The organism is Pseudomonas sp. HAR-UPW-AIA-41 (assembly GCF_002304225.1).
In the GTDB taxonomy this organism is placed as follows: Bacteria; Pseudomonadota; Gammaproteobacteria; order Pseudomonadales; family Pseudomonadaceae; genus Aquipseudomonas.
The window spans coordinates 176126-199961 of sequence record NZ_NSLB01000005.1 but is presented as its reverse complement, the minus strand read 5'-3'; the positions used below and the strand labels follow the sequence as shown (position 1 = coordinate 199961).

Genomic DNA, 23836 nt, shown 5'->3' with positions numbered 1-23836 from the left:
CGACTAGCTGGCTCACCGGCGTGTCCCGCGCAGTAGGCGCCACTCTCATTCAAGGAAGCGCTCCGTATGTCTCAAGGCTTTCTCAACCACTTCCTCCCTCAGCAGCACAGCGACCAGGCCAGTCTGCTGCAGGGCCGTACGCTGGCCTTTTCGGGCCTGTGCGGTCTGCTGATTGGTCTGTACAGCGCAATCAAATGGGGACGTCTGGGTAACGTCGCCCTGGTCGAAGGATCGCTACTGCTGATCATTGGCATGCCACTGATGTTACTGATTCTGCGTCAGGCCTGGATGTCACGTACCGTCATCGCCAATCTGGCCCTGACCTGCATGATCAGTTATGCCTCCATTCTGGTTTACCAACTGGGTGGTCTGCACTCGGCCCATATTTTCTGGCCGCCCACCCTGATTGTGTTCGCCTACCTGTTGGCTGGCGGCATTAGCGCCAGTGTCTGGGCAGCCATTCAAATCGCATTCGTGCTCTGGCTGATCAGTCTCGACCGCAGCGGCGCGGCGTTACCACAGTTCCAACTGAGTCCCCGGGATGCCACGGTTAACCAGTTTTCCGGCTACATCCTGCCCATGCTCACCCTGTGGCTGGCGCAGTGGTACAACACCCACCTGCGCGAGCAGGCGCTGAACGAGGCCGGCCAGAGCCTGCGCCAGGCAGAAGCCAATGCCGCTCAAGTGGCCCATAGCAGTGCCAATCTGGCCGTATTGCTGGAGGAAGTGCGAAAGAGCGCCGAAGAACTGCAAGAGGTTGGCCTGCAACTCCAGCAAACCCTCGGTCATATGCACCAACGCTGTCAGAGCATCGACGGCGATGCCCGCGAGCAAGCCGACCTGAGTCAGCAACTGGACAACGCTCTGGCTCAGGTACTGCAGCAGGTAGATAACGGCAACCAGCAGATGCACGAGCTAAATGCTGAAACCCAGCGCAGCTCGCAGCAGATGGACGACTGTGCCCAGCGCATGGGCCAAGCCCAGGTAAGCATGCAGGACATCCAGCAGAGTAATGGGCGCATCGCCGAATCGATGCAGATGATCAGCGCCATTGCCGCGCAGACCAACCTGCTTGCACTCAACGCGGCGATCGAAGCAGCGCGTGCTGGCGAACAGGGACGCGGCTTTGCGGTCGTGGCCGAAGAGGTACGCAACCTTTCACAGCGCAGTAACCAGACCGCCGACGCGGTACAGATTGTCCTCAGCCAATCCCAGGATACAGTGGATACCGGAGTCAATCAGGTCACCGATGTGGGTGAAGCCCTTCGCGCCAGCGCCGAGCAGACACGGCATCTATCCGGCGCCATTCTCGAACAGAGCCACAACCTTGATCAGGCGCACGTGCAACTGCTGACGTTACGAGATCTGAGTGCTCAACAGCACACTGCCAGTGCCCGCCAGCGCGATGCGAGCGCAGAGCTTCTTAATGCCCAGGACTCACTGGTGAATCTTGGCCAGCGCCTGGCCAGTCTGGCTCAGCAGTTGAACCAGCGCATCAGCCGTAGCTGATGTAGCAAGAAGACTTCACGCAGCGGAAAGCAGCACATATACTGTATGGAAATACAGTTATTACATTCGATTGATACAGATGGGAATGAGGTGATGAATGGCCGTCGAAGTGGTGTACCGCAGCAGTCGCGACCCGGAGCGCTTGTTCATGGATAAGGCCGAAGCCGACCGTCACGACAAGATGCTCGAGCTGGCCGAGTCGCTGGCCGAAGTTCTGCAGCAGGCGGTGCCGTCCCTCAGTGAGGGCCAGGTCGAGGAATTGGGCATTTTCATGGCCAAGCATCGCGACACCTTCGCCCGCGCCTTCAAGAATCAGCCAGATGCCCTGCAGGAACTCAAGCAGGCTCCAGCCTGATTACTCAGCTTGATAAATCACACAGTCACGCCCCGCCGCCTTGGCCTCGTAAAGTAGGCCATCGGCACGACTGAGCATCTGTTCAAAATTGTTTTGATCAACATCCAGCGGGCTGATGCCGGCACTCACACTCAGGCGCACGGTGCTGCCGTCGTCCAGCTTCAAGGCCCAGTTGCGCAGACGCTTCTGCAAACGCTCTACCCAACTGACAGCCTGAGTTACCGAGGTGTGCGGCATCAGTACTGCGAACTCCTCTCCCCCGAGACGCCCCAAGCTGTCGTTGCTGCGCACCTTGCCGGCCAGCAAATGTGCAAAATCGCACAATACACGATCACCCACCGCATGCCCGAACTGGTCATTGATTGCTTTGAAGTGATCAAGGTCGAACATCACCAGGCTCAGGGCAAAGTTATAGCGCTGCGCACGCTGCACCTCCTGTTGGCCGATCTCGAAGAACTTGCGGCGATTGTGCAGCCCTGTCAGTCCATCGGTGTCTGCAAGCAACTTCAATTCGTTATTCAGTTGCCGCAAGCTGGTGATGTCTGTGGCAATTAACCCAGTGGCATACAACTCGCCGTTCTGATCGAAGATGGGAAACTTGACCGAGAGGAAATGGCGCAACTGGCCGTCGACTGGAGCCACTTCCTCAAACTGGAGCGTCTGCCTGTTCTTCTGCACCCGAAGGTCAGCCTTACGGAACTCCCTGGCAATCTCAGGCGGGAATAACTCCAAATCTGTACGCCCGATGAACTCATGACCTGCACGATGAAAGAGGCGTGAGTATTCTCCGTTAACGAACAGGTACCGCCCCTCCAGGTCCTTGGCTCCAATCACTGCTTGGGAATGATCGGCAATGGCGCGGAAAAGCTGCAACTCGCGCATCAAGTCGCTGCTGACAACACCTCCATTCACCCAGTCATCCATTGCCCGGCCTCTACGAGCACATTTATACACTTGGCAGCATAGCCGCCTATCAGGACACCGGCATGACAGCCGACAACAGGTGCCTGCTGTCTCTCCAACACCTACACCTCAGCCTGCTCCAGTGCATCCACCAGTGCCTTAAGAAAGCGCGCCGCCTCGCCGCCGGTGGCCACGCGGTGGTCGAAGGTCAGCGACAGCGGCAGGATTGGGTGAATCACCACCTGCCCCTGCCAGGCCACCGGCTCATCGCGAATGCCGCCAGCACCAAGAATGGCCACCTGTGGCGGCACGATCACCGGGTTGGCATAACGGCCAAACAGCGTGCCGAAGTTGGACAGGGTGATGGTTGCCCCCATCATTTCCTGCGGCGGGATGGAGCGGGCCTTCACGTCCGCACGCAGACGCGCCATGCCGTCACGCAGGTCCTGAGCGCTGCGGACGCCGACATTGCGCAGCACCGGCACGAACAGACCGTCCGGGGTATCCACGGCAATGCCCAGATCGACCTGTTCATGGGTTTTCAGGCTCAGGCTGCGGCCATCGAACCAGCTGTTGAAGATCGGCTCGGCGCGACAGGCCACGGCAATGGCCTGGGCAATGCGCACCAGCGGGTCGCGTGCTTCGCGCCAGCGATGCAGGTCGGCATCGCCGACCAGCACCACCGGTACCACCTCGGCATGGGAACGCGCCATGTTCAGGGCCATGCTGCGCCGCACGCCGCGCAGTTTTTCGCCGCCAAAACGGTTGCTCTGGGTTTGCGCTGCCGCCTCGACATCGGCGCGGGTCACCAGACCATCGGCGCCGCTGCCGTTCAGGCTGCTGAGCTCCACCCCGAGCTGGCGCGCCAGCTGACGCACGGCCGGAGTAGCCCGGGGCGCCAGGTGTTCACGGGTCGAGGGCGCCGCGCCGATGCAGAAGCTGTCGCTGCCGCTGGCGCCACCGGCGGCCAGCTCGCCGACCACCGTGCCGCTGTCACCTTCCCCCTCATAGCCCAGCAGGGGCTCACCGACATGCAGGATATCGCCCGGGCCGCCGAAGATTTTCGCCACCACGCCGTCATAGGGCGCGGGAATATCCACGATGGCCTTGGCGGTTTCCACCGAGACCAGCAACTGGTCGGCCTTGACCGCCTCGCCAGCCTTGACGTGCCACTCGACGATCTCGGCTTCCTGCAGCCCCTCGCCCAAATCCGGCAGTTTGAAATACTTCATGATGATCTCCTTGCGTCCCTCTCCCCCTGGGAGAGGGACGGGGTGAGGGGATTAGGCGTAGTGCAGCACCAGATCACAGGCCGCGAGGATGTCCTCGACGCCAGGGATATACAGCGGCTCCAGACGGTACAGCGGCGGTGGAATGTCCGGCGCGGTGACCCGCTGGATCGGCGCCTGCAGATCCAGCAGCACCCGCTCGTAAAGGCTGGCGGCGATCTCCGCGCCAATCCCGCCACTGCGCGGCGCCTCATGCACGATCACGCAACGTCCGGTCTTGCGCACCGAGGCTTCCAGCGTGGCCAAGTCCAGCGGCTTGATGGTTGCCACATCGATCACCTCGGCACTGACGCCCTGCTCGGCCAGCCGCTCGGCGGCCTGCAGGGTTTCCACCACGCTGGCACCCCAGCTGATCAGGGTCAGGTCGCTGCCTTCGCGCAGGGTGAAACAGCAGTCCAGCGGCAGACGCTGGCCGTTGTCCGCCAGCGGTTGCGGGTTCATGCGGTAGAGCCTTGTCGGCTCGAGAAACACCACCGGATCGGGATCATCGATGGCCGCCAGCAGCAGGCCATAGGCGCGTGCCGGCGACGACGGGATCACCACGCGCAGACCGGGGATATGGGCGAACAGCGCCTCGGTGCTCTCACTGTGATGTTCCGGCGCGCGGATGCCCGCGCCCATCGGGCTGCGCACCACCAGCGGACAGGACAGCCGCCCGCGGGTACGGTTGCGCAGGCGGCTGGCGTGCGACACCAGATGCTCCATGGCGGCATAGATGAAGCCGAGGAACTGGATTTCCATCACCGGCTTGAGCCCCTGCGCCGCCATGCCCACGGCCAGCCCGGAGATCATGGTTTCGGCCAGTGGCGTGTCGATCACCCGCTTGAAGCCATAGGTGTCGCGCAGGCCGGCGGTGGCGCGAAATACGCCGCCATTGATGCCGACATCCTCACCCAGCACCAGCACATTTTCGTCTTCGGCCATGGCCCGGTGCAGCGCCAGGTTGACCGCCTCCAGGAGACTGCGTTTGACCTCACTCATGTTCGCCTCCTGCGGCGCGCACGGCACGCTCGGCCAGCCACTCGCGCTGTTCGGCCAGGGCCGCCGGCCACTGCGCATAGACGTGCTCAAGCACCGACGACCAGTCCTGTGCGGGTGTCTGTTCGAAGCCGTCCACCGCCTCCTGCAGCTGCGCCTGACACTCGGTAATCAGGGCCTGTTCCTGCTGTTCATCCCACAATCCCTGATCGGCCAGATAGCGTTGCAGGCGGCGGATCGGCTCGGCCAGCCAGGCCTGCTTGACCTCCTCGGCCGAGCGGTAGCGGGTGGCGTCGTCGGCGGTGGTGTGGTCGCCCAGACGGTAGCTGATGCACTCCAGCAGGTGTGGCCCCTTGCCCTGCCGGGCACGCTCCAGAGCCACCTGCAGGCGGTCGTAGACGGCGATGATGTCGTTGCCATCCACCTGCTCACCGGCAAAGCCGGCACCGATGGCTTTCTGTGCCAGGCTCGGGGCGCCGCTCTGAATGCGTCGCGGGGTGGAGATGGCCCACTGGTTGTTGTTGACCACAAACAGCACCGGCAACTGCCAGGCGCCCGCGACATTCAGCGCCTCAAGAAAATCGCCCTTGCTTGTGGCGCCATCACCGCAGGTGGTGACCGCCACGCGGTGCTCGCCGCGCACCTTGAACGCGGTGGCCACACCGCAGGCATGCAGGGCCTGGGTGGCAATGGGTACGCACAGCGGAAAGTCCTCGGCGGCGGCCGGACTGGCGTAGGCACTGCCACGCTCGTCACCACCCCAGTAGAGAAAGATCTCGCCCATGCTCACCCCGCGCAGCAGTTGCACGGCGGTATCGCGGTAATAGGGCACCAGCACGTCGCGGGGCTGCATCAGGCTGCCAATGGCCACGCCGATGGCTTCCTGGCCCAAAGTGGGCGCGTAGGTGCCAATCCGGCCGGTACGCTGCAGGGCCACGGCCTTCTGGTCGAACAGCCGGGTCAGCACCATCTGCCGGTACAGGCGCACCAGCAGCTGGCCATCCGCGGCCCAGGCCGGCAGCTCTCTGACCACCTGGCCGGCAGCGTCCAGGTAGCGGGTAAAGGGTAGGTCGATCGGTAGATGCGGCATCTGCTCACTCCTTATCACGCCGGATAGGCATGTCGGTTTCACGCCACGGCTTATGGCCATGACACTCCCCCGTCAGCACTGATTGGCAGCTAACGGGCGTACAGCAACTGTTCGGCCAGGGCTTCAGCCACCCGCGCCGGGGCGCGTTTGTCGGCCTTGGCATGGGCATAGATTTCACTCAGGCGCCCACCGATACGACTGAGGTGAGCGGTCACGGCGGCGGCGCCTGCGCCCTGATAGGTCAGGGCCACGTGAATCAGGCCGCCGCTGTTGATCACATAGTCCGGGGCATGCAGGATGCCGCGCCGCTCCAGGGCATCGGCCACCTCCAGACTCGACAACTGGTTATTGGCCGCCCCGGCGACCACCGCACAGCGCAGCTGCGCCACGGTGGCCGGGTTGAGCACAGCCCCAAGAGCACAAGGCGCAAGGATGTCGCAAGGGGTGGTGAGCAGCGCCTCGGCCGCCACCGGACGGGCCTGCAGCTCATCCACTGCCAGCTGTACGCGACCGCTGTCGAGATCGCTGACATACAACTCAGCGCCTGCTGCAGCCAGCAGCTCGGCCAGGGCATAACCCACCTGCCCCAGCCCCTGCACGGCCACGCGCAGCCCCTGCAAATCGTCGCTGCCCAGGCGGTCGAGGGCGCTGGCCCGAATGCCGGCAAACACGCCCAGCGCGGTATGCGGTGAAGGATCGCCAGCCGCCGTGGTGCTGGTGACAAAGGGCGTGCTCTGGGCGATGCAGTCCATATCGGCGCTGGAGGTGCCGCTGTCGACAGCCGTGATATAGGCACCGCCGAGGGAGTCGATCATCCGCCCGAAGGCCTCGAACAGCTGGGCACGACTGGGAATGTGCAGCGGACGCAGGATCACCGCCTTGCCTCCGCCAAACGGCAGACCGGCCAGCGCCGCCTTATAGCTCATGCCCCGGGCCAGACGGACGGCATCCTCAAGCGCTGCACGTTCATCGGGGTAGGCCAGATAACGGCAGCCACCCAGAGCTGGCCCCAGGTGGCTGTTGTGGATGGCGATGATGGCTTGCAGCCCGCTGTCAGGATCACGGGCCAGGTGCAGGGACTCCAGCCGGGCGGCTTGCATCAGGCTGAACATGGGCGGCTCCGAGAGGATCGTTCAGCCTCAGTATAGGAGCCCTGCCGACACCAACCCGATCAGCCGGGCATAAGCAATGCCCGGCTGATAACCCGCGCTAGCTGTTCAGTTACTCGCGGTCAGACTGCCGACGATCTTGTCGCTGTAGCGGCTGACCACATAGGGTACCGAGCGCTCCTTGTAGTTCTGCAACGACTTCTCGATATAGGCGAAGGTGATGCCGACCTTTTTCAGCTTCTGGCTGACCTGAGCCTGCCCGGCATACTGCTGATCGAGGCTGGCCAGTTGCTGACGGAACTCCTGGGCCAGTTGGTCGACCGGCTTTTCCAGGTCCTGCGCGTTGTCGTAGATCGCCGAACCACCGTCGAGACTGGCCGATTCGCGCACATACTCGGCGGCGATACGCTGCATGAGGATGGCCTGATCCTGCAGAGGGTTGCCTTTTACGCCCTTGCTGGCCAGTTGCTCTTCCAGGCGCTGATAACCTTCACGCAGCGCATGCTGGCTGGCCGACAGATCGTTGACCGTGTGCAGATCAACATAGCCCTGTTCGAGCAGCTCGTCGGTGGCAACGATGGCGGCAAACTTGCGCCCCTCGTCCTGCACAGCCTTGATTTCCGTATCCAGCCCCAGCCCAGTGGCCTGCTCGTCGAGCTGCTCCAGTTGGGAGAGGAAGCTGGCGCTTTCCGTCTTGAGCTGACTGCCGACGTTCTCCGCCCCTTCCTGAATGCTGTGCAGATGAAACAGCGTCTGCAGCCGATAGCTGGTCAGCTGCTGCTGCTCAAGACTGGCCAGCAAAGCAGCTGAGTCCCCCTGCGCCATGGCCTGACCTGCCAGCAACAGCAGAGCCCCCAACGAACCGTTACGAATCAAAGATGACATCCTAGTACCCCTCTCGCATTCACTACCTTGTCGAAGCTGGCACAGCCCCCTTTCGCCTGACACTGGACGAAGGTTAGGTCGGTACCCGCAGCAGGCACTCCACCAACCCTGCAACTGCGCATTGACACGACCTGAGCAGGCCGTGCGGCGACTGTGCCACAGCCCAGACGCACCTCGCCAGCCATGCGACATCAGGGCGCAGCAGGCGAGCGAGACTACGCATACTGTGTGACCGCAAGAAGTCATACCTCCCCCTCCCCCATCTGGGCGATGGTCAATACCGACCAGCGGCGTACTGTGCTGGCTACCCCACACAACAACAAAAGAGGGTTCGCCGCATGCGTCAGTTACTTCTGTCCTGCCTGCTTTGTCTGTCCAGCCTCGCCCACGCCGCCGTCGGGGTATTTCCCGACAGCACCTTCCAGAACCTCGACCACGGCCTCTACTGGTTCGGCTATGGCGACACCTGGCAGAAGGCCGTGCCCGGCCAGACCAACGCCTACTACAGCGCCAGCAAGCCCACGGTGATCTACGTCCACGGCTGGCAGAACGGTTCGAGCCAGGCCAAGAACCGCGAGACTTTCAACCGCAAGGACGCCGGTGGCCCGGACCTCGACCTGGCCTACGCCTGGCTGGCCGCCGGTTACAACGTCGGCATCCTCTACTGGAACCAGTTCGCCGATGAAGGCGAGGTGAAGGACGCCGAGGCGAAGATCTGGACCGCCACCGGCCCGCGCGCCATGCGCTGGAAGAACAGCAGCGGCGTGTACAGCACCGGCCCGAGCATCTCCGCCGGCGAACTGCTGTTTCGCAGCTACCGCGACAACCTGGCCGGCTACAGTGGCAGCAACATCCGCCTGCTCGGCCACTCGCTGGGCAACCAGATGGCCATCGTGATCGCCAAAAAGATCAGCGACGCCGTCACCGCCGGCAGCATGAACAGCAACCTGCTGCCCAAGCGCGTGGCCCTGCTCGACCCCTTCTACTCCAACAACGCCAAGAGCTATCTGGGCAACAAGTGGGTCGGCGAGGTCTGCCGCAGCTACGTGACTGAGCTGAAAACCAAGGGCGTGATCTTCGAGGCCTACCGCTCCTCCGGTGCCAGCAGCACCGGCTTCATCGGCGACAGCAACAGCGGCCTGATGAACATGACTGCCTTCACCGAACTCAAGCCCTGGTATTTCGGCTCCACCCAGCTGACCGAGAAGCACAACGCGGCGGTCTGGCACTACCTGTGGTCGTTCAGCTTCAACCCGCCACTGATCACCGGCACCACCAATCAGGCTGCGTCGGCCAAGACCAGTGACAGCCGCATCAATACTCTGATGAGCGGCACCCAGAAGCTGGTGCAGGACCAGGGCGCCTACAGCAAGGAACCTTCGGACGACAACTTCAAGCTACAAGCACGCTAAGCCTCAGGCAGAAACAACAAGGCCGGCATTTCGCCGGCCTTGTTGCATTCAGTCAGCAGGCAATCCTCAGCCGGCGTACTTCTGCAGGTTGGCCATCATTTCCTTCATCGCTTCGATGTTGTCCTTCGGATGGGCGGCGCCTTCGAAATCACAGATGCGGGCGAAATTCGCCGCCACGTCATCCGGGCTGAAACCGGCACGCGGATCGAAGCCGATGCCCAGGCTGCGCTCCCAGCGTACCTTGCCCATCCAGCCGCCACCGACTTCAAACAGGCCGCCGGTCTCCTCGCAGGCCTCACTGCCAAGGAACACCACCAGCGGGCTGACCAGTTCAGGCTTGAGCTGCTCGAACACCTGCGGCGGAATCAGGCCTTCGGTCATGCGCGTGCCGCCAGTAGGGGCAATGGCATTGACCAGGATGTTGTTCTTGCGCCCTTCGATGGCCAGGGTGCGGGTCAGGCCGTACAGGCCCAGCTTGGCCATGCCGTAGTTGGACTGGCCGAAGTTGCCGTAGATACCGGAGGTGGACGCGGTGAAGATCACGCGACCGAAGTTCTGCTCGCGCAGGTACGGCCAGGCGGCATGGGTGACCTTGTAGGCGCCTTCGACGTGGACCTTGTAGACCAGGTCCCAGTCGGCGTCTTCCATCTTGGCGAAGGATTTGTCGCGCAGGATGCCGGCGTTGTTCACCACCACGTCGACACGGCCAAAGGCATCCAGAGCGTTCTGCACGATCTTGCCGCCATCAGTCACCGAGTCATGGTTGGCCACGGCGGTGCCGCCGGCGGCGCGGATCTCGGCCACCACCTTGTCGGCCGCAGAGGCATTGGCCCCTTCGCCGTGGGTGCTGCCGCCCAGATCGTTGACCACCACTTTAGCGCCATGCCGGGCGAACAGCAGGGCATGGGCACGGCCCAGACCGCCGCCGGCACCGGTGACGATTACTACTTTGTCTTCGAAACGCACTGCTTCAGTCATGCGAAAAACTCCTGCGCCAAAGTTGGGGATGGCGCGAGTGTCGGGCAGGCTCCGCGTGCCGGCAACAATCGCCGCCGGCGCTGAATGATGAGCGATAAGACAGCGGCATGATCAGCCGCGCTGGATCAGGCTCAGGTGGTTGTACAGGTGCAGCACATGCGCCTCGGCATACTCGGCGTGGCTCAGCTCGCCATAGGCAAAGTGCGGCTGCAACGCGCCCTGATGCGCGGCAAAACGGGCAAAGGCCTGCTGCAACCGGGCCAGTGCATCGCTAACGGCCACCGGGCTGTCGATGGCCGGCGCGCCAGGGATCGGCTGGTCCAGCGGATGGCGCATGGCGCCGCGGGCGGCAAACACACTGAACGCCAGTGGTCCGACGGTCTGGCGGAACCAGGCCGGCTTCAGCTCGGGATAACCGTCGATGCTGAAGTCGATGCTCTGCGCGCAGTGGTTGAAGACTTCGGCCGGCGACCAGCCCTGACGGCTGACCAGCGGCTCGCCCGCCAGACGCTGCAGCAGTGCCTGCGCGGCCTCGATGCTCAGCGCAGCTGGCGCCGGACCTGCCGGCAGGCGCCAGTAACCGGCGCCCAGCGCCACCGCTCCGCCCGCGGCGAGCACCCCGAAAAACCGTCGTCTCTGCATGTTCATGCCTCCCTGCCCTGACGAAACGCCAGATAATGTGCCAGCACCGCTTCGGGTGCCTCGACCTGTGGATAGTGGCCGATAGTCTCCAGCAACACGCAGTCGGCGTTCGGAATCAGTTCACGGTAGCGCTCGACCATGTGCGCCCCGGAGATGGGATCAGCCGCGCCGTCAATTACCCGCAACGGCACGCGTGTTCGCTGCATGACTCTGACCCAACGCTCACGCTGCTCGCGGCGCTCGGGCATGTAGCGGATCAGCCGGTGCATCACCGCCGGGCCGTTATGACGCTGGATCAGGCTCCAGAAGGCATCCACGTCGGCCTCCGCAGGCTGGGTCTGCGGACCGAAGATGCGGGCCAGATTGGCTGCCAGCTTGTCCCGGCTGAACAAGCGGCCGATCAGCGCACCGACCGGGCTGAGCAGCAGCTTCTGCACCAGCACCGGGTGGTGGGTTCCGGAACAGCCACCGTTGAGGAATACGCAGCTGGCCAGCGCAAAGCGCCCCTCCTCGTGCCGCGCCAGCAGTTCCTGCGCCACGCTGTCGCCATAGTCATGGGCCAGCACATGGACGGGCCCGTTCACGCCCAGATGCGCCAGCAGCGCCTGCTGCAGATCGGCCTGTTCGAGCAGGCTGTACGCATGCCCGCGCGGCTTGGCCGAGTCGCCGAAACCGAGCATGTCGCAGGCGATCAGCCGGTAGCGCTCGGCCAGAGGCTGCCACAGCAGGTGCCAGTCCCAGGCGGCGGTGGGAAAACCATGGATCAGCAGCAGCGGCTCGGCATCACTGGCGCCTGCCGTCCAGTAGGCGATAGCCTGCCCCCTGAAGTCGAATGTCCGGCCCCGGCCGCGCCAGTCGCCCAGGGCAATCCCCGTCAGCGCCATTACTGGTCGTAACCGGGCATCTGCGCATCCAGCTTGCGCAGCAGCGCCGGCCACGGCAGCGCTCCGCCCATGCCCACTGGTGTGCGCATGACGCCGGCCATCATTTGCATGGCACCGTCGAGCACAGCCTGCGGGATATGCACCAGCTCACCGCCACCGCTCTGCGCCATGACCTGGATTTCGCAGGCGCGCTGGAAGATGAACATCATCAGGAAGGTATCGGCAATGCTGCCGCCGGCGGTCACCAGACCGTGGTTGCGCAGGATGTAGAAGTGCTTGTCGCCGAGGTCCGCCTGCAGGCGCGGCTTCTCGTCCTCGCGCAGGAACACGCCCTCATAGTCGTGATAGGCCAGACTGGAAAGCACGAACAGCGACTGCTGCGACAGCGGCAGCAGGCCGCACTTCTGCGCCGCCACCGCGACCCCGGCGGGCGTATGGGTGTGCAGCACGCAGTTGGCATCCGGTCGCACCTCGTGCACCGCGCTGTGCACGGTGTAGCCGGCCGGGTTGATCTCGTACTGGCTTTCCATGAGCTTTTTGCCTGCCAGATCGACCTTGATCAGGCTGGACGCGGTGATCTCATGGAACATCATCCCGTAGGGATTGATCAGAAAGTCTTCGGTGCCGGGCACCTTGGCCGAGATGTGGGTAAAGATCAGGTCATCCCAGCCATGCAGGGCGATCAGGCGGTAGCACGCCGCCAGATCGACACGGGTCTGCCATTCGGCAGCGGAGACCTGATCCTTGACGTTGGGCAGATTCAGTTGGGCAGTCATGACTCACCTCGGCGTGTTGTTATGCCGATGGAGTCTAGCGACTGCCCACCGCCTCACCAGTTGCCCGGCGAGCCAGCATCGTGGCTTTGCCGGTCACAGCAGCTCGGGATATTCGGCGATCAGGCGCGGCCATTCACGCTGTGCCTGCGGGTCATCACTGAGCAGGCGAAAGCCTGCGAACTCGAACGCCGGCGCCACCGTGCAGCCCACCAGACAGTAATCGCCCAAGGCCCGCGCTGCCTGCCAGGCATGGGCCGGCACGGCGCGCTGCGGCAGGCTGTCTGCCGCCACCGGGCCCAGCCGCTCGCAACGCAGTTGCTCCGGCGACTCGGCTATCAGCAGCTCAAGGCCATCACCCTCATGGAAGTGCCATAACTCGTCGGCATCCACCCGGTGCCAGCGGCTGATCGCCCCGCCCGGCAGCAGAAAGAGAATGGCGCTGCTGGCCAGACGACCGCCGGGCAGTCGCTGCGCCGAGGCGAAGACACGGCGGTAGAAGCCGCCTTCCGGATGCGGCTGCAAATCCAGTTGCTCGATCAGTTGCAGGGCACGCGGGTGCATATCAGCCCCTGAGCGCGGCAATAAAACCGGCCAGCCAGGGCTCGGCATCGGCCTCCGGAGTTACCGTCTCGCTGGCATCCAGACGCAGCATCGGCAGTACTTCCTGCAGGCTGAGCTCGGCATACAGCTCGCGCACCAGTTCACCACCGCCGCAGAAGGTGTCGCCATAGCTGGAGTCACCCAAGGCGATCACCCCCGCCGGTTTGCCAAACCAGGCCGGCAACTGGTCACGGATGGCAAAGTACAGTGGCTGCAGGTTATCCGGCAGCTCACCCATGCCGGTGGTGGCAGTGACGGTGAGAAATGCATCAGGCCCGAACGCCTTGAGTTCATCCAGGCTCATTCGTGGTGCATGCCAGGCCTCAAAACCGGCCTCCTTGAGCAGGCGCTCGGCGTGCCGGGCCACTTCTTCAGCAGTGCCGTAGACTGAACCCGAGAGAATCGCGACTTTCATGAAAACTCCGAAATACATGAGCTAGGTGCGCATTATGCCGCAACCGCGTACTTTGCCTTAGAATGCAGGGTAATCCGACCGGGAAGTCCGCCGATGATCAACGCCAAGCTGCTGCAACTGGTAGTCAACGCCTCCAATGACGGCATCGTGGTCGCCGAACAGGAAGGCGATGACAACATCCTCATCTACGTCAACCCGGCGTTCGAGCGCCTGACGGGCTACCACAGCGATGACATCCTGTATCAGGACTGCCGCTTCCTGCAGGCCGGCGACCGTGATCAGGCCGGCCTGGCGGCCATCCGCCAGGCAGTTAAGGACAATCGCCCCTGCCGGCAGATCATCCGTAACTACCGCAAGGACGGCTCGCCCTTCTGGAATGAACTGTCCATTACCCCGGTATTCAACGAAGGCGATCAGCTGACCTACTACATCGGCATCCAGAAGGATGTCACCGAGCAGGTCGAAGCCACCGAGCGGGTCAAACAGCTGGAAGCCGAAGTTGCCGCCCTCAAGGCCGAACTGGCCAAACGGAACGATTAAGATCATTACCCGTCGAAAGGACTGAATATTGCTTGTTTCATCAGCAAGCCATTTCCGTCAAAATTTCGACATGACTGAAAGATCCCTGCTCAACCGCGATGAACTGGAATTTATCCAGCAGATTCTCGGCTACAGCCTCAGCCCCAGCACACTCCCTACCCCGACATTCCGGGTGGACGGCGGTGCTGCGGCCAATGCGCTGTTTGCCGCGCTGGGCAGGCAGGCCGAGCTGCATCTGGAGGCCGTATTCGGCGACCAGCATCTGCGCTTTCCCTTGCAACTGGTCGAAGACGAATTCCATGCCCTGCACCTTGAGCTCGGGGCCCCAGGCATCTTTCAAAATGGCCGGGTGCAGCGCCCCTGGCGGCTTCCGCTGGATACCCCGCTGACGCTGCTGCATGACAATGGCCAGGCCAGCAGCCTGGAAGTACATGAGCTATCCCCCGCCGGCGTGCTGCTGAAATCCACCGATCTGCTGCCGCCGCCGGACAGTTTTGCCCTGTGGCTGCCACTGCCTGGTCAGGAGCCGGTATTGCTGCGCGGCAACCGCGTGCGCCACACCAGCAGCGACTTCACCGCCTTCCGTCTGGAGATGCCGCCGGCCAGCCATGCCGAGCGCCTGCGCCACTTCATTTTCCAGCAGCACCGCCTGCGCCATCCGCAACTGCAACAGCGCTGAGCGGCTCCAGTCCTAAAATTACAAGCAAAAAAATCCGGTAGCCAAAAGTGGGGACGGCTACCGGAGTGCGCAGGCTGTGTGAAGCAATCAATCAGGCAGCAAATTCATCCTCGGCAAAGGCCATCAGGGTGGCTTTGCCGGCCTGAACCTCGGCCAGCAGGCTGTCGGTTTCGGTCAGCACGCGGGCGACATAGAAATCCGCCGATTTGAGCTTGGCGCCGTAGAACTGGGTCTCACTGCTGCCGGCCGCCAGTTTCTGCTGAGCCACCAGGGCCATACGCGACCACAGCCAGGCCAGCGTGGTAAGGGCAAACAGACGCAGATAAGGCACCGACGCCGCGCCGGCCTGCTCGGGGTCCTTCATGCCTTCGCTGGCAATCCACAAGGTGGCCTGCTGCAGTTGCTTGAGCGCCTTGCCCACCGCCGCCACATGCGGCGCCTCGGGATTGGCCTTGAGCCAGCCTTCAACCAGAGCAAAGAAACTGCGTACGGCACGACCGCCGCCGAGGCCCAGCTTGCGCCCGACCAGATCCAGCGCCTGAATGCCGTTGGTGCCTTCATAGATACGGGTGATGCGGCAGTCGCGCACCAGTTGCTCGATGCCCCAGTCTTCGGTAAAGCCCGAGCCGCCCAGCACCTGCAGGCCCTCGTTGGAGCAGTTGTGGCCTTCATCAGTAAGGAAGGCCTTGACCACCGGCGTCAGCAACTGCACCAGGTCGTCAGCCTGCTGGCGAACTTCGGCGTCCTCGTGATCGTGGGCGACATCCAGGTGCAGGCCGGTGAAGTAGGCCAGCGCGCGGCAACCCTCGATGATCACCTTCTGGCGCAGCAGCATACGGCGCACATCCGGGTGGACCAGAATAGGGTCGGCCGGCTTGTCGGCAGCCTTGGGACCGGACAGCGAGCGGCTCTGCAGACGCTCCTTGGCGAAGCCCAGACTGATCTGGTACGCGCTCTCGGCGATACCCAGCCCCTGCATCCCGACCATCAGGCGCGCCGAGTTCATCATGGTGAACATGCACTTGAGGCCCTTGTTCGGCTCGCCGATCAGCCAGCCTTTGGCGCCTTCGAAGTTCATCACGCAGGTGGCCGAACCCTTGATGCCCATCTTGTGCTCAAGGCCGCCGCAGAACGCCGGGTTGCGCGAGCCGTCTTCGAGGAACTTGGGCACCAGGAACAGGGAGATACCCTTCACGCTGTCCGGCGCATCCGGCAGCTTGGCCAGTACCAGATGGATAATGTTATCGACCAGATCCTGCTCGCCGCCGGTAATCCAGATCTTGGTGCCGCTGATGGCGTAGCTGCCGTCGGCCTGCGGTACGGCGCGGGTGCGGATCAAACCGAGGTCGGTGCCGCATTGCGGCTCGGTCAGGCACATGGTGCCGGTCCACTCGCCGCTGATCAGCTTGGGCAGGTACTGCTCCTGCTGCTCACGGGTGCCATGCTGGGTCAGCGCATTGATCGCACCATGGGTCAGGCCCGGGTACATGCCGAGCGACAGGTTCGACGAGCAGACCATCTCCTCGACCATCATGTTCAGCACATGCGGCAGGCCCTGACCACCGAACTCAGGGGTACAGGCCAAGGCGGTCCAGCCACCCTCGGCGAACTGCTTATAAGCAGCCTTGAAGCCGTCCGGGGTTTTTACCGTCTTGCTCGCCGGATCGTACTGGCAACCCTGTTTGTCACCGGGGCCATTGAGCGGGGCAAGCACGTTCTCCGCCAACTTGGCGGCTTCCTCCAGAATGGCGCCACCGAGATCGTTGCCGAACTCGCGCTGCGTGGGCAGCGACTGCAGGGTGGCATAAGAGTCGAGCACTTCATCAAAGACAAAGCGCATATCACGTAACGGGGCACGGTAAGCGGGCATGTGGGCCTCCAAAATCTATACAAGGCAAATTCTTGTACAGCTTTTGTATAGCTTTTTGCAAAGGACGTGCAAGTACTTTTCGCTCAGGCACAGCAAGAAAGTGACCCGGACTGCGCTATCCGGTCACAAAGCAGCACAAAAGAGAGGGAGGGCTCAGGTATCCAGATGACCGCGCAACAGCTGCTGCAGGCGGCGCTGCAGGGTGCGCGCATCGCTGCCCAGACAGGCGACCGGCGAGCCGGCCAGTTGTTCTTCGGCCAGCTCAGCCACTTCACCCGCTACCGCCAGCGGACAATCCAGAGCCAGCGCCAGCTTGCCCAACTGACGGGAGAAATCGGCAGCCGGCGGGTGATTGGAGAACAGCACCAGCAGTTGCGGCTGGAGCTTTTCGCAGACCAGGGTCAGCTCGGCCAGCGGCTGCCCCAACGGCAGTACGCTCAGGGCAATCTCGCTGCTGGCCAGCAGCACGCCCGCCACCAGCAGCTCCAGCTCATGGCACTGACCGGGAATGGCACTGAGCACCACCCGCGCGCCCTGCCCCCGCGCCAGCTGCAGGCGCTGCAACACGCGCCCGCGCAGGAAGGCATCGAGGAACAGCCACTCACTGGTCTGACCGAAACCGTCCTGGCTCAGCAGTAGCTCCTGCCAGACCGGCAGCAGGACATCCTGAAACACCACCGGCAGTGGGTAACTGGAAAACACCTGGCCGTAGACCTGCTCCAGACGTGCCTCATCGAAGGCTGCCACAGCGCGGCGCACCTGCCGCTGCCATTCACCCCACTCGCCCAGCGCCACTTCCTCGTACACCGGCGCGGCCGCCGCACGCTGAGCCTCGCTGCGCTCGAGGATCTTGCCGACCTTGCTCACGGCCACGCCACGTTCCAGCCAGGCGAGGATGCTGCGTACCGCATCGATATCGGCCTGCGAATACAGACGATGACCACTGTCGGTACGGGTGGGCTGAATCAGGCCATAGCGCCGCTCCCAGGCTCGCAGAGTGACCGGATTAACCCCCGTCAGCCGCGATACCTCGCGAATCGGAAACAGCTCTTCCTGCTTGAGGGAGGCGGAAACGAGGTCAGTCATGGCTAGGCATCGCGTTGCTGGGCTTGCCGGCATTGTAACTCAGGGGCTCGGCAGCTTAAATTGTACAAAAGCTGTACAAAGGAGGCTCATCATGCCGCCACACTGGCCACTACGCCTGTACTACGACGGTGATTGCCCGCTGTGCGCGCGAGAAGTCGCCCTGCTACGCCGTCGTAACGGCGCCGAGCGGCTGGTACTGATCGATATCAGTCAGCCGGATTTCGACCCGGCCAGCACACCATTCAGCCTGATACAACTGCAGACCGTGCTGCACGCACAGGACGCCAACGGCCACTGGCTGAAAGGACTCGACGCCACCTATGCCAGCTGGCTGGCAGCCGACCTCTGGCAACTCAGCTGGCTACTGGCCTGGCGTCCGCTGCGCCGCCTGCTGCATCCACTGTACCGGCTGTTCTGCTGGCTCCGCCCCGGCCTGACCTGGCTTCCCCACCCCGATGGCGCCAGCCGCTGCACTCAGGAACGCTGCGCTCCCGGCAAACGCCGGAACTGACCCTCTCCCGGATAAATCTGCGCAATTCCATTACAAGAAAACCAAACATGTACAACAAAGAGAAAGCATTCATCTTCCCAAGAAACTCACTAACACCCTGAAAATGCCGGAAAATCAGCTTTTAGCTCACCCACCCGCTTTATCCACACGCAGCGCATGGTTGTACAAAATTAAATCGTGGTATAAGTTTGTATCAGGTTCAGACGGCCAAAAGCAGCTTTGGTCAGGTTATGCCGGCGGTCGCTGAACCCTACTCTTTCTGCCCACGAGGCCTGCATGAGCACGCAATCCGCCCCCATCCTGATCACCGGCGCCAGCCAGCGTATCGGCCTGCATTGCGCCGAGCGACTGCTGGAAAGCGGCCAGAGCGTGATCATCAGTTACCGCAGTGAACGACCCCGGGTGGAGAAACTGCGCCAGCAGGGTGCTACCTGCCTGCCGGCGGACTTCTCCAGCGAAGCTGGCATCCTCGCCTTTATCAGCCAGCTCAGGCAGCACACCGATCAACTGCGCGCCATCGTGCACAACGCCTCGGCCTGGCTGAACGAAACACCCGGCCAAGAAGCACAGGCCTTTCAGCAGCTGTTCAGCGTGCACATGCTGGCGCCCTACCTGATCAACCTGCACTGCGCCGACCTGCTGCGTCGCTCGCAGCCGGCCGACATCGTGCACATCAGCGACGATGTCGCCCGCAAGGGCAGCGCCAACCGCATTGCCTACTGCGCCAGCAAGGCCGGCCTGGACAGTCTGACGCTGTCCTTTGCCGCCCAGCTGGCGCCCCAGATCAAGGTCAACGGCATCGCTCCGGCACTGATTCAGTTCAACGAAGACGATGACGACGAATACCGCAGTAAGACGCTGGCCAAATCTGCGCTGGGCATAGAGCCCGGTGCCGAGGTGATCTACCAGAGCCTGCGCTATCTGCTGGACAACCCCTACGTCACGGGCACCACCCTGACGGTCAACGGCGGCCGCCATCTCAAATAAGGCCGCGAGGAAAATTGCCATGCCGCTTATTTCCGATCACTACCGCGAGATTCTTGTGGGTCTCGGTGAAAACCCGGAGCGCGAGGGCCTGCTGGACACCCCCAAGCGCGCCGCCAAGGCCATGCAGTACCTGTGCAACGGCTATGAGAAGAGCCTCGATGAGATCGTCAACGGCGCGCTGTTCGCCTCGGACAACGACGAGATGGTGATCGTCAAGGACATCGAGCTGTATTCGCTGTGCGAGCATCATCTGCTGCCGTTTATCGGCAAGGCCCATGTGGCTTACATTCCCACCGGCAAGGTACTGGGTCTGTCCAAGGTTGCGCGCATCGTCGACATGTATGCCCGCCGCCTGCAGATTCAGGAGAACCTCACCCGGCAGATCGCCGAGGCCATTCAACAGGTGACCAACGCCGCCGGTGTCGCCGTGGTGATCGAAGCCAAGCACATGTGCATGATGATGCGCGGTGTGGAGAAGCAGAACTCGGTGATGAACACATCGGTGATGCTCGGCGCCTTCCGCGAGTCGTGCAACACTCGCCAGGAATTCCTCACCCTGATTGGACGGAGCAAGTAAATGCCGCGACTGGAACCGGGAATGGCGCGCATCCGCGTCAAGGATCTGCGCCTGCGCACCTTTATCGGCATCAAGGAAGAGGAAATCCTCAACAAGCAGGATGTGCTGATCAACCTGACCATCCTCTACCCGGCGCAGGAGGCAGTGCGTGACAACGACATCGATCACGCACTGAACTACCGCACCATCACCAAGGCAGTGATTCGTCACGTCGAAGAAAACCGCTTCGCCCTGCTGGAACGTCTGACCCAGGAAATCCTCGATCTGGTCATGGAGCACCCGGCCGTACGCTACGCCGAGGTGGAAGTGGACAAGCTGCATGCCCTGCGCTTTGCCGAGTCGGTGTCTATTACCCTGGCCGGGCACCGCTGAAAGTCATGCCGGCCGCCGCGCCGGCATTGCTCCGCCCCCTCCCGGCTCTTATGATCCGCGGCCTGTCTCCGAGGATCGCACATGACCGAACAACAACGCCTGGAACTGGAAGCCGCCACCTTCCGCCGCCTACTGGAGCATCTGCAAAAGCGCAGCGATGTGCAGAACATTGACCTGATGAACCTGGCAGGTTTCTGCCGCAACTGCCTGGGCAAGTGGTACAAAGCCGCCGCCGACGAGCAGGGCATCGAGCTAACCGCAGAGGCTGCCCGCGACGGCATTTACGGCATGCCCTACGCAGAGTGGAAAGCCCAACACCAGAAAGAAGCCAGCGCTGAACAGCTGGCCCAGTTCGACAAGAGCAAACCCCATGACTGATCTGAATGATTTCCGCGCACGCCTGCGCAGCGGCCAGCATGTTTTCGCCGACACACTGGCCTTTATCGCCGAACACTACGACTACCAGCCCAGCGCCTTCCGCAACGGTGCGGTAGAAAACGCCAGCGGCCAGAACGAAGGCTCGTGCAAGCTGCTCGGCCTGGCCCTGCTGGAAGGCTTCAGCGTGGAAGAGACCCTGCTGGCTTTCGGCGAGCACTACCGCAGCGTGCTGGCCACCCCGGACGGCACTGACCACGGCAATATCCGTGCGCTGATGGACACGGGCATCGCCGGCGTGCGCTTCGAGCAACAGTCGATCAAACGCAAATAACGGTCGTAGAGATACGATCTCGCGAGCTAGAGAAAAACAAGGCGGAAGCGGCTGAGAAAGCGGAGTTTACAAAGCGTAAATGCGCATTTCGAAGCCGCTTCCAACGCAGTTTTTCCGACGCGCAGCAGATCGTTGCGGTCTTAATCGCGGAAGTTGTTGTACTGCAGCGGCATCCCCAGTTCCTGAGTGCGCAGCAGAGCAATGGCTTCCTGCAGATCGTCACGTTTCTTGCCGGTAATACGCACCTGCTCGCCCTGGATGGCGGCCTGCACCTTGAGCTTGGCATCCTTGATCAGGGCGACGATCTTCTTCGCCAGTTCCTTGTCGATGCCCTCGCGCAGCACCACTTCCTGCTTGACCACCTTGCCCGAGGCGTAGTGATCCTTGATCTCCATGCACTGCACGTCGATCTTGCGCTTGACCAACGCCAGCTTGAGGATCTCGATCATCTGCTCCAGCTGAAACTCCGCCTCGGCGGTCAGCGTCACGGTCTTGTCCTTGAACTCGAAGGTGCCCTTGCCGCGCAGGTCGTAGCGCCGGTCGAGGTCCTTGATGGCGTTATCCACGGCGTTGGTGACTTCATGTTTGTCCAGTTCAGACACCACGTCGAACGAAGGCATGCTTGATTCTCCAGATAAACGGCGTAACCCGTGTCACAGCAGGGCTACGCATAGCTTGACGATAAAAACGCGCGGTCATTATAACTGTAGAATTAAATAGCGCCTGGCCATGAACCAGACGCCCGAGCCCACACTGCAAGAGTCTGCCATGCCCAACCCCCACCTCAGCATCCTGGTCGTGGATGACGCCAAGTTCTCCAGCACCATGATCGGCCGCGCCCTTACCAACGCCGGCTACCAGGATGTGCGCTCCGCCAGCAGCGCCAAGGAAGCCCTGGCCCTGCTGGAGCAACGCCCGGCCAACGTGCTGCTGGCCGACTGGCTGATGCCGGAAATGGACGGCCTGGAGCTGACCTCTCGCGTGCGCCAGCTGGATGAAGCGGCCCGCCACTACACCTACATCATTCTGCTCACCGGCAAGGAAGGAGAAAACGTCCTGCATGAGGCCTTCGACCGCGGTGTCGACGACTTCATCAACAAAGCCGTGATGAACGAGCAACTGGTTCCCCGCGTCTATGCCGCAGACCGCCTGTGCAGCACCCTGCAGCAACTGATCCAGCAGAACACCCTGCTGACCCAGAACATTGCCGGCCTCGAACAGCGCAATCTGGTCGACCCGGTCACCGGTCTGGGCAATCAGCGCTACCTCATGCAGAAACTCGGCGACTGCCTGCGCCAGATCGACTCCCGCGGTGGCGCCCTGTGTTTCCTGCTGATCGGCCTGCAGGACGCCCAGCAACTGCGCCAGCAGCACGGCGAGGCCTACCTGAGCGAGCTGCGCACCAGCGTGGCCCATCGCCTGCAGCAACTGATGCGCCCACTGGACGTCCTCGCCAGCCTGGACGAACAGCACTTCGCCGTGGCCGCCATGCTCGAAGATCTGCAGGAATGCTCACCGAGCAGCTTCAAGCGCCTACATGAAGGACTCAACCTCAAGGCCTTCAAGACAAGCGAGGGCTTCATCACCCTCAAGGCCGGGATTGCCCTGGTCGGTCTGGATGCCAAAGCCTTGCCGGTCAAGCCGGAAACCCTGCTGGAACACGCCCGCCGCCGCCTGCCGGAGGCTTACAACAGTGGCCGCGTCACCGCCGAGCGCCTGACCGGCAGCGCATGAGCTGGCACCTGCTGGGCGCCGGCAGCCTGGGCAGCCTCTGGGCCGCCCGACTGAGCGCCGCCGGACACAGCGTCGAGCTGATTCTGCGCAACGAACAGCGCCTTGCCGACTACCTGCGCGCCGGTGGCCTGCAGGTGCGCCAGGGCGAGCAGACGTTGCGCCATGCCCTGCCCGCCGGCCTCGCCGGCGACCCGCTACCGATTCGCCGCCTGCTGCTGGCCTGCAAGGCCTATGACGCCGCCGATGCCATTGCCAGCGTGGCCACGCGCCTGTTGCCTGGCAGCCAGGTGATCCTGCTGCAGAACGGCCTGGGCAGCCAGCAGGCGGTAGCCGACCTGCTGCCACACAGCCAGTGCATCTGCGCCAGCAGCACCGAAGGGGCCTACCGCGAAAACGACTTTCAGGTGGTCTTCGCCGGACAGGGGCAGACCTGGCTCGGCACCTCGCCGGCCAACGCCGCACCGGACTGGTTCGGCGAACTGGCCAGCGCCGGCATTCCCGTCAGCTGGGTCAGCGATATCGACAGCCGCCTGTGGCGCAAGCTGGCGCTGAACTGCGCCATCAACCCGCTGACGGTATTGCACGACTGCCGTAATGGCGTGCTGCGCGCGCATGAGAGCGAAGTGCAGACGCTGTGTGATGAGCTTTGCCAGTTGCTGGCCCGTTGCGCACCGGAGGCCGCCATCGGCCTGCACGAGACGGTCTGGCAGGTGATCGACGCCACCGCCGCCAACTACTCCTCCATGTACCAGGACGTGCAGCAGGGTCGCCGTACGGAAATCGACTACCTGCTCAACCATGCCTGCCGCAGCGCCGAGCAGCACGGCCTGCCGCTGCCAGCCCTGAAGCAGCTGCAGCAACGCCTGCAGCAGTACCTTCAGCAACGCGGATTGCCCTGCCGCTAGGCTCGGGCTACCCTGCCCTTCCCCGACTGCGGCGATTCGCC

At 62.8% G+C, this 23836-nt stretch carries 28 protein-coding genes; 13 read left to right on the top strand and 15 right to left on the bottom strand.

Annotated features, from left to right (window positions below; genetic code table 11):
- Positions 1-66: 66 nt before the first annotated feature.
- The gene (locus CK486_RS18085) at positions 67-1509 is read left to right on the top strand and encodes a methyl-accepting chemotaxis protein (RefSeq protein ID WP_095940538.1); all 1443 of its coding nucleotides are present in this window, start codon (positions 67-69) and stop codon (positions 1507-1509) included.
- A 97-nt stretch (positions 1510-1606) separates the two neighbouring features.
- Positions 1607-1864: a YebG family protein gene (locus CK486_RS12010; RefSeq protein ID WP_095940537.1), complete on the top strand. Its 258-nt coding sequence runs from the start codon at positions 1607-1609 to the stop codon at positions 1862-1864.
- Here CK486_RS12010 and CK486_RS12005 read toward each other — a convergent pair whose 3' ends face one another.
- From CK486_RS12005 to CK486_RS11980, 6 genes are all read right to left on the bottom strand, one after another.
- Complete coding sequence (locus CK486_RS12005) at positions 1865-2788, bottom strand: GGDEF domain-containing protein (protein ID WP_095940536.1); 924 nt, start codon at positions 2786-2788, stop codon at positions 1865-1867.
- Between the two features lie 101 nt (positions 2789-2889).
- Positions 2890-3999 carry a dihydrolipoamide acetyltransferase family protein gene (locus CK486_RS12000; protein WP_095940535.1) on the bottom strand — a complete coding sequence of 370 codons (1110 nt, stop codon included), beginning with the start codon at positions 3997-3999 and terminating at the stop codon, positions 2890-2892.
- Between the two features lie 51 nt (positions 4000-4050).
- Positions 4051-5037: an alpha-ketoacid dehydrogenase subunit beta gene (locus tag CK486_RS11995; RefSeq protein ID WP_095940534.1), complete on the bottom strand. Its 987-nt coding sequence runs from the start codon at positions 5035-5037 to the stop codon at positions 4051-4053.
- Entirely contained in the window at positions 5030-6124 is a 1095-nt protein-coding gene (gene pdhA, locus CK486_RS11990) for a pyruvate dehydrogenase (acetyl-transferring) E1 component subunit alpha (protein WP_095940533.1), read from the bottom strand. The genes CK486_RS11995 and pdhA overlap by 8 nt, the downstream gene beginning before the upstream one ends.
- Before the next feature lie 89 nt (positions 6125-6213).
- The gene (locus CK486_RS11985; protein ID WP_095940532.1) at positions 6214-7236 is read right to left on the bottom strand and encodes a Glu/Leu/Phe/Val dehydrogenase dimerization domain-containing protein; all 1023 of its coding nucleotides are present in this window, start codon (positions 7234-7236) and stop codon (positions 6214-6216) included.
- Positions 7237-7341: 105 nt separating this feature from the next.
- Positions 7342-8118: a hypothetical protein gene (locus tag CK486_RS11980; protein ID WP_141248902.1), complete on the bottom strand. Its 777-nt coding sequence runs from the start codon at positions 8116-8118 to the stop codon at positions 7342-7344.
- A 338-nt stretch (positions 8119-8456) separates the two neighbouring features.
- Here CK486_RS11980 and CK486_RS11975 point away from each other — a divergent pair, with 338 nt between their 5' ends.
- Entirely contained in the window at positions 8457-9530 is a 1074-nt protein-coding gene (locus CK486_RS11975; protein WP_095940530.1) for a hypothetical protein, read from the top strand.
- A gap of 66 nt (positions 9531-9596) precedes the next feature.
- On the opposite strand, the gene CK486_RS11970 is transcribed toward CK486_RS11975, so the two are convergent.
- The 6 genes from CK486_RS11970 to CK486_RS11945 all read right to left on the bottom strand — a co-directional run bounded on the left by CK486_RS11970 (position 9597) and on the right by CK486_RS11945 (position 13825).
- A complete protein-coding gene (locus CK486_RS11970) occupies positions 9597-10508 on the bottom strand; it encodes an SDR family oxidoreductase (RefSeq protein WP_095940529.1) in 912 nt (303 codons plus the stop codon).
- Between the two features lie 111 nt (positions 10509-10619).
- Positions 10620-11150, bottom strand: coding sequence for a DUF1569 domain-containing protein (locus CK486_RS11965; RefSeq protein ID WP_095940528.1), 531 nt, complete (start codon positions 11148-11150; stop codon positions 10620-10622).
- A gap of 2 nt (positions 11151-11152) precedes the next feature.
- Positions 11153-12034, bottom strand: a complete 882-nt coding sequence (locus CK486_RS11960; protein WP_095940527.1) for an alpha/beta fold hydrolase — start codon at positions 12032-12034, stop codon at positions 11153-11155.
- Entirely contained in the window at positions 12034-12810 is a 777-nt protein-coding gene (locus CK486_RS11955) for a class II aldolase/adducin family protein (protein WP_095940526.1), read from the bottom strand. The genes CK486_RS11960 and CK486_RS11955 overlap by 1 nt, the downstream gene beginning before the upstream one ends.
- Before the next feature lie 93 nt (positions 12811-12903).
- Positions 12904-13371: a cupin domain-containing protein gene (locus CK486_RS11950; RefSeq protein ID WP_095940525.1), complete on the bottom strand. Its 468-nt coding sequence runs from the start codon at positions 13369-13371 to the stop codon at positions 12904-12906.
- Between the two features lies 1 nt (position 13372).
- The gene (locus CK486_RS11945) at positions 13373-13825 is read right to left on the bottom strand and encodes a flavodoxin (RefSeq protein WP_095940524.1); all 453 of its coding nucleotides are present in this window, start codon (positions 13823-13825) and stop codon (positions 13373-13375) included.
- A gap of 93 nt (positions 13826-13918) precedes the next feature.
- On the opposite strand from CK486_RS11945, the gene CK486_RS11940 reads away from it, so the two are divergent.
- Together CK486_RS11940 and CK486_RS11935 are read left to right on the top strand one after the other, a co-directional pair.
- Positions 13919-14365, top strand: a complete 447-nt coding sequence (locus CK486_RS11940) for a PAS domain-containing protein (protein ID WP_095940523.1) — start codon at positions 13919-13921, stop codon at positions 14363-14365.
- 70 nt (positions 14366-14435) lie between these two features.
- Complete coding sequence (locus tag CK486_RS11935) at positions 14436-15044, top strand: PilZ domain-containing protein (protein ID WP_095940522.1); 609 nt, start codon at positions 14436-14438, stop codon at positions 15042-15044.
- 91 nt (positions 15045-15135) lie between these two features.
- On the opposite strand, the gene CK486_RS11930 is transcribed toward CK486_RS11935, so the two are convergent.
- Both CK486_RS11930 and CK486_RS11925 read right to left on the bottom strand, forming a co-directional pair.
- Positions 15136-16914, bottom strand: coding sequence for an acyl-CoA dehydrogenase C-terminal domain-containing protein (locus CK486_RS11930; protein ID WP_095940521.1), 1779 nt, complete (start codon positions 16912-16914; stop codon positions 15136-15138).
- 153 nt (positions 16915-17067) lie between these two features.
- On the bottom strand, positions 17068-18000 hold the full coding sequence (locus CK486_RS11925; RefSeq protein WP_095940520.1) for a MerR family transcriptional regulator: 933 nt from the start codon (positions 17998-18000) through the stop codon (positions 17068-17070).
- Between the two features lie 91 nt (positions 18001-18091).
- Here CK486_RS11925 and CK486_RS11920 point away from each other — a divergent pair, with 91 nt between their 5' ends.
- From CK486_RS11920 to CK486_RS11895, 6 genes are all read left to right on the top strand, one after another.
- Positions 18092-18511 carry a thiol-disulfide oxidoreductase DCC family protein gene (locus tag CK486_RS11920; protein WP_095940519.1) on the top strand — a complete coding sequence of 140 codons (420 nt, stop codon included), beginning with the start codon at positions 18092-18094 and terminating at the stop codon, positions 18509-18511.
- 276 nt (positions 18512-18787) lie between these two features.
- Entirely contained in the window at positions 18788-19498 is a 711-nt protein-coding gene (gene folM / locus CK486_RS11915; protein WP_095940518.1) for a dihydromonapterin reductase, read from the top strand.
- Positions 19499-19517: 19 nt separating this feature from the next.
- Complete coding sequence (folE, locus tag CK486_RS11910; RefSeq protein ID WP_218192101.1) at positions 19518-20075, top strand: GTP cyclohydrolase I FolE; 558 nt, start codon at positions 19518-19520, stop codon at positions 20073-20075.
- On the top strand, positions 20076-20447 hold the full coding sequence (gene folX, locus CK486_RS11905) for a dihydroneopterin triphosphate 2'-epimerase (protein ID WP_095940516.1): 372 nt from the start codon (positions 20076-20078) through the stop codon (positions 20445-20447).
- 81 nt (positions 20448-20528) lie between these two features.
- The gene (locus tag CK486_RS11900; RefSeq protein WP_095940515.1) at positions 20529-20825 is read left to right on the top strand and encodes a DUF1244 domain-containing protein; all 297 of its coding nucleotides are present in this window, start codon (positions 20529-20531) and stop codon (positions 20823-20825) included.
- Positions 20818-21156: a HopJ type III effector protein gene (locus CK486_RS11895; protein WP_095940514.1), complete on the top strand. Its 339-nt coding sequence runs from the start codon at positions 20818-20820 to the stop codon at positions 21154-21156. The genes CK486_RS11900 and CK486_RS11895 overlap by 8 nt, the downstream gene beginning before the upstream one ends.
- Before the next feature lie 140 nt (positions 21157-21296).
- On the opposite strand, the gene CK486_RS11890 is transcribed toward CK486_RS11895, so the two are convergent.
- Positions 21297-21776 (bottom strand): YajQ family cyclic di-GMP-binding protein, encoded by a 480-nt coding sequence (locus CK486_RS11890; RefSeq protein WP_095940513.1) that lies wholly within the window; start codon positions 21774-21776, stop codon positions 21297-21299.
- 148 nt (positions 21777-21924) lie between these two features.
- Here CK486_RS11890 and CK486_RS11885 point away from each other — a divergent pair, with 148 nt between their 5' ends.
- Together CK486_RS11885 and CK486_RS11880 are read left to right on the top strand one after the other, a co-directional pair.
- Entirely contained in the window at positions 21925-22890 is a 966-nt protein-coding gene (locus CK486_RS11885; protein ID WP_095940512.1) for a response regulator, read from the top strand.
- Positions 22887-23795, top strand: coding sequence for a putative 2-dehydropantoate 2-reductase (locus tag CK486_RS11880; RefSeq protein ID WP_095940511.1), 909 nt, complete (start codon positions 22887-22889; stop codon positions 23793-23795). The genes CK486_RS11885 and CK486_RS11880 overlap by 4 nt, the downstream gene beginning before the upstream one ends.
- Positions 23796-23836: the final 41 nt, after the last annotated feature.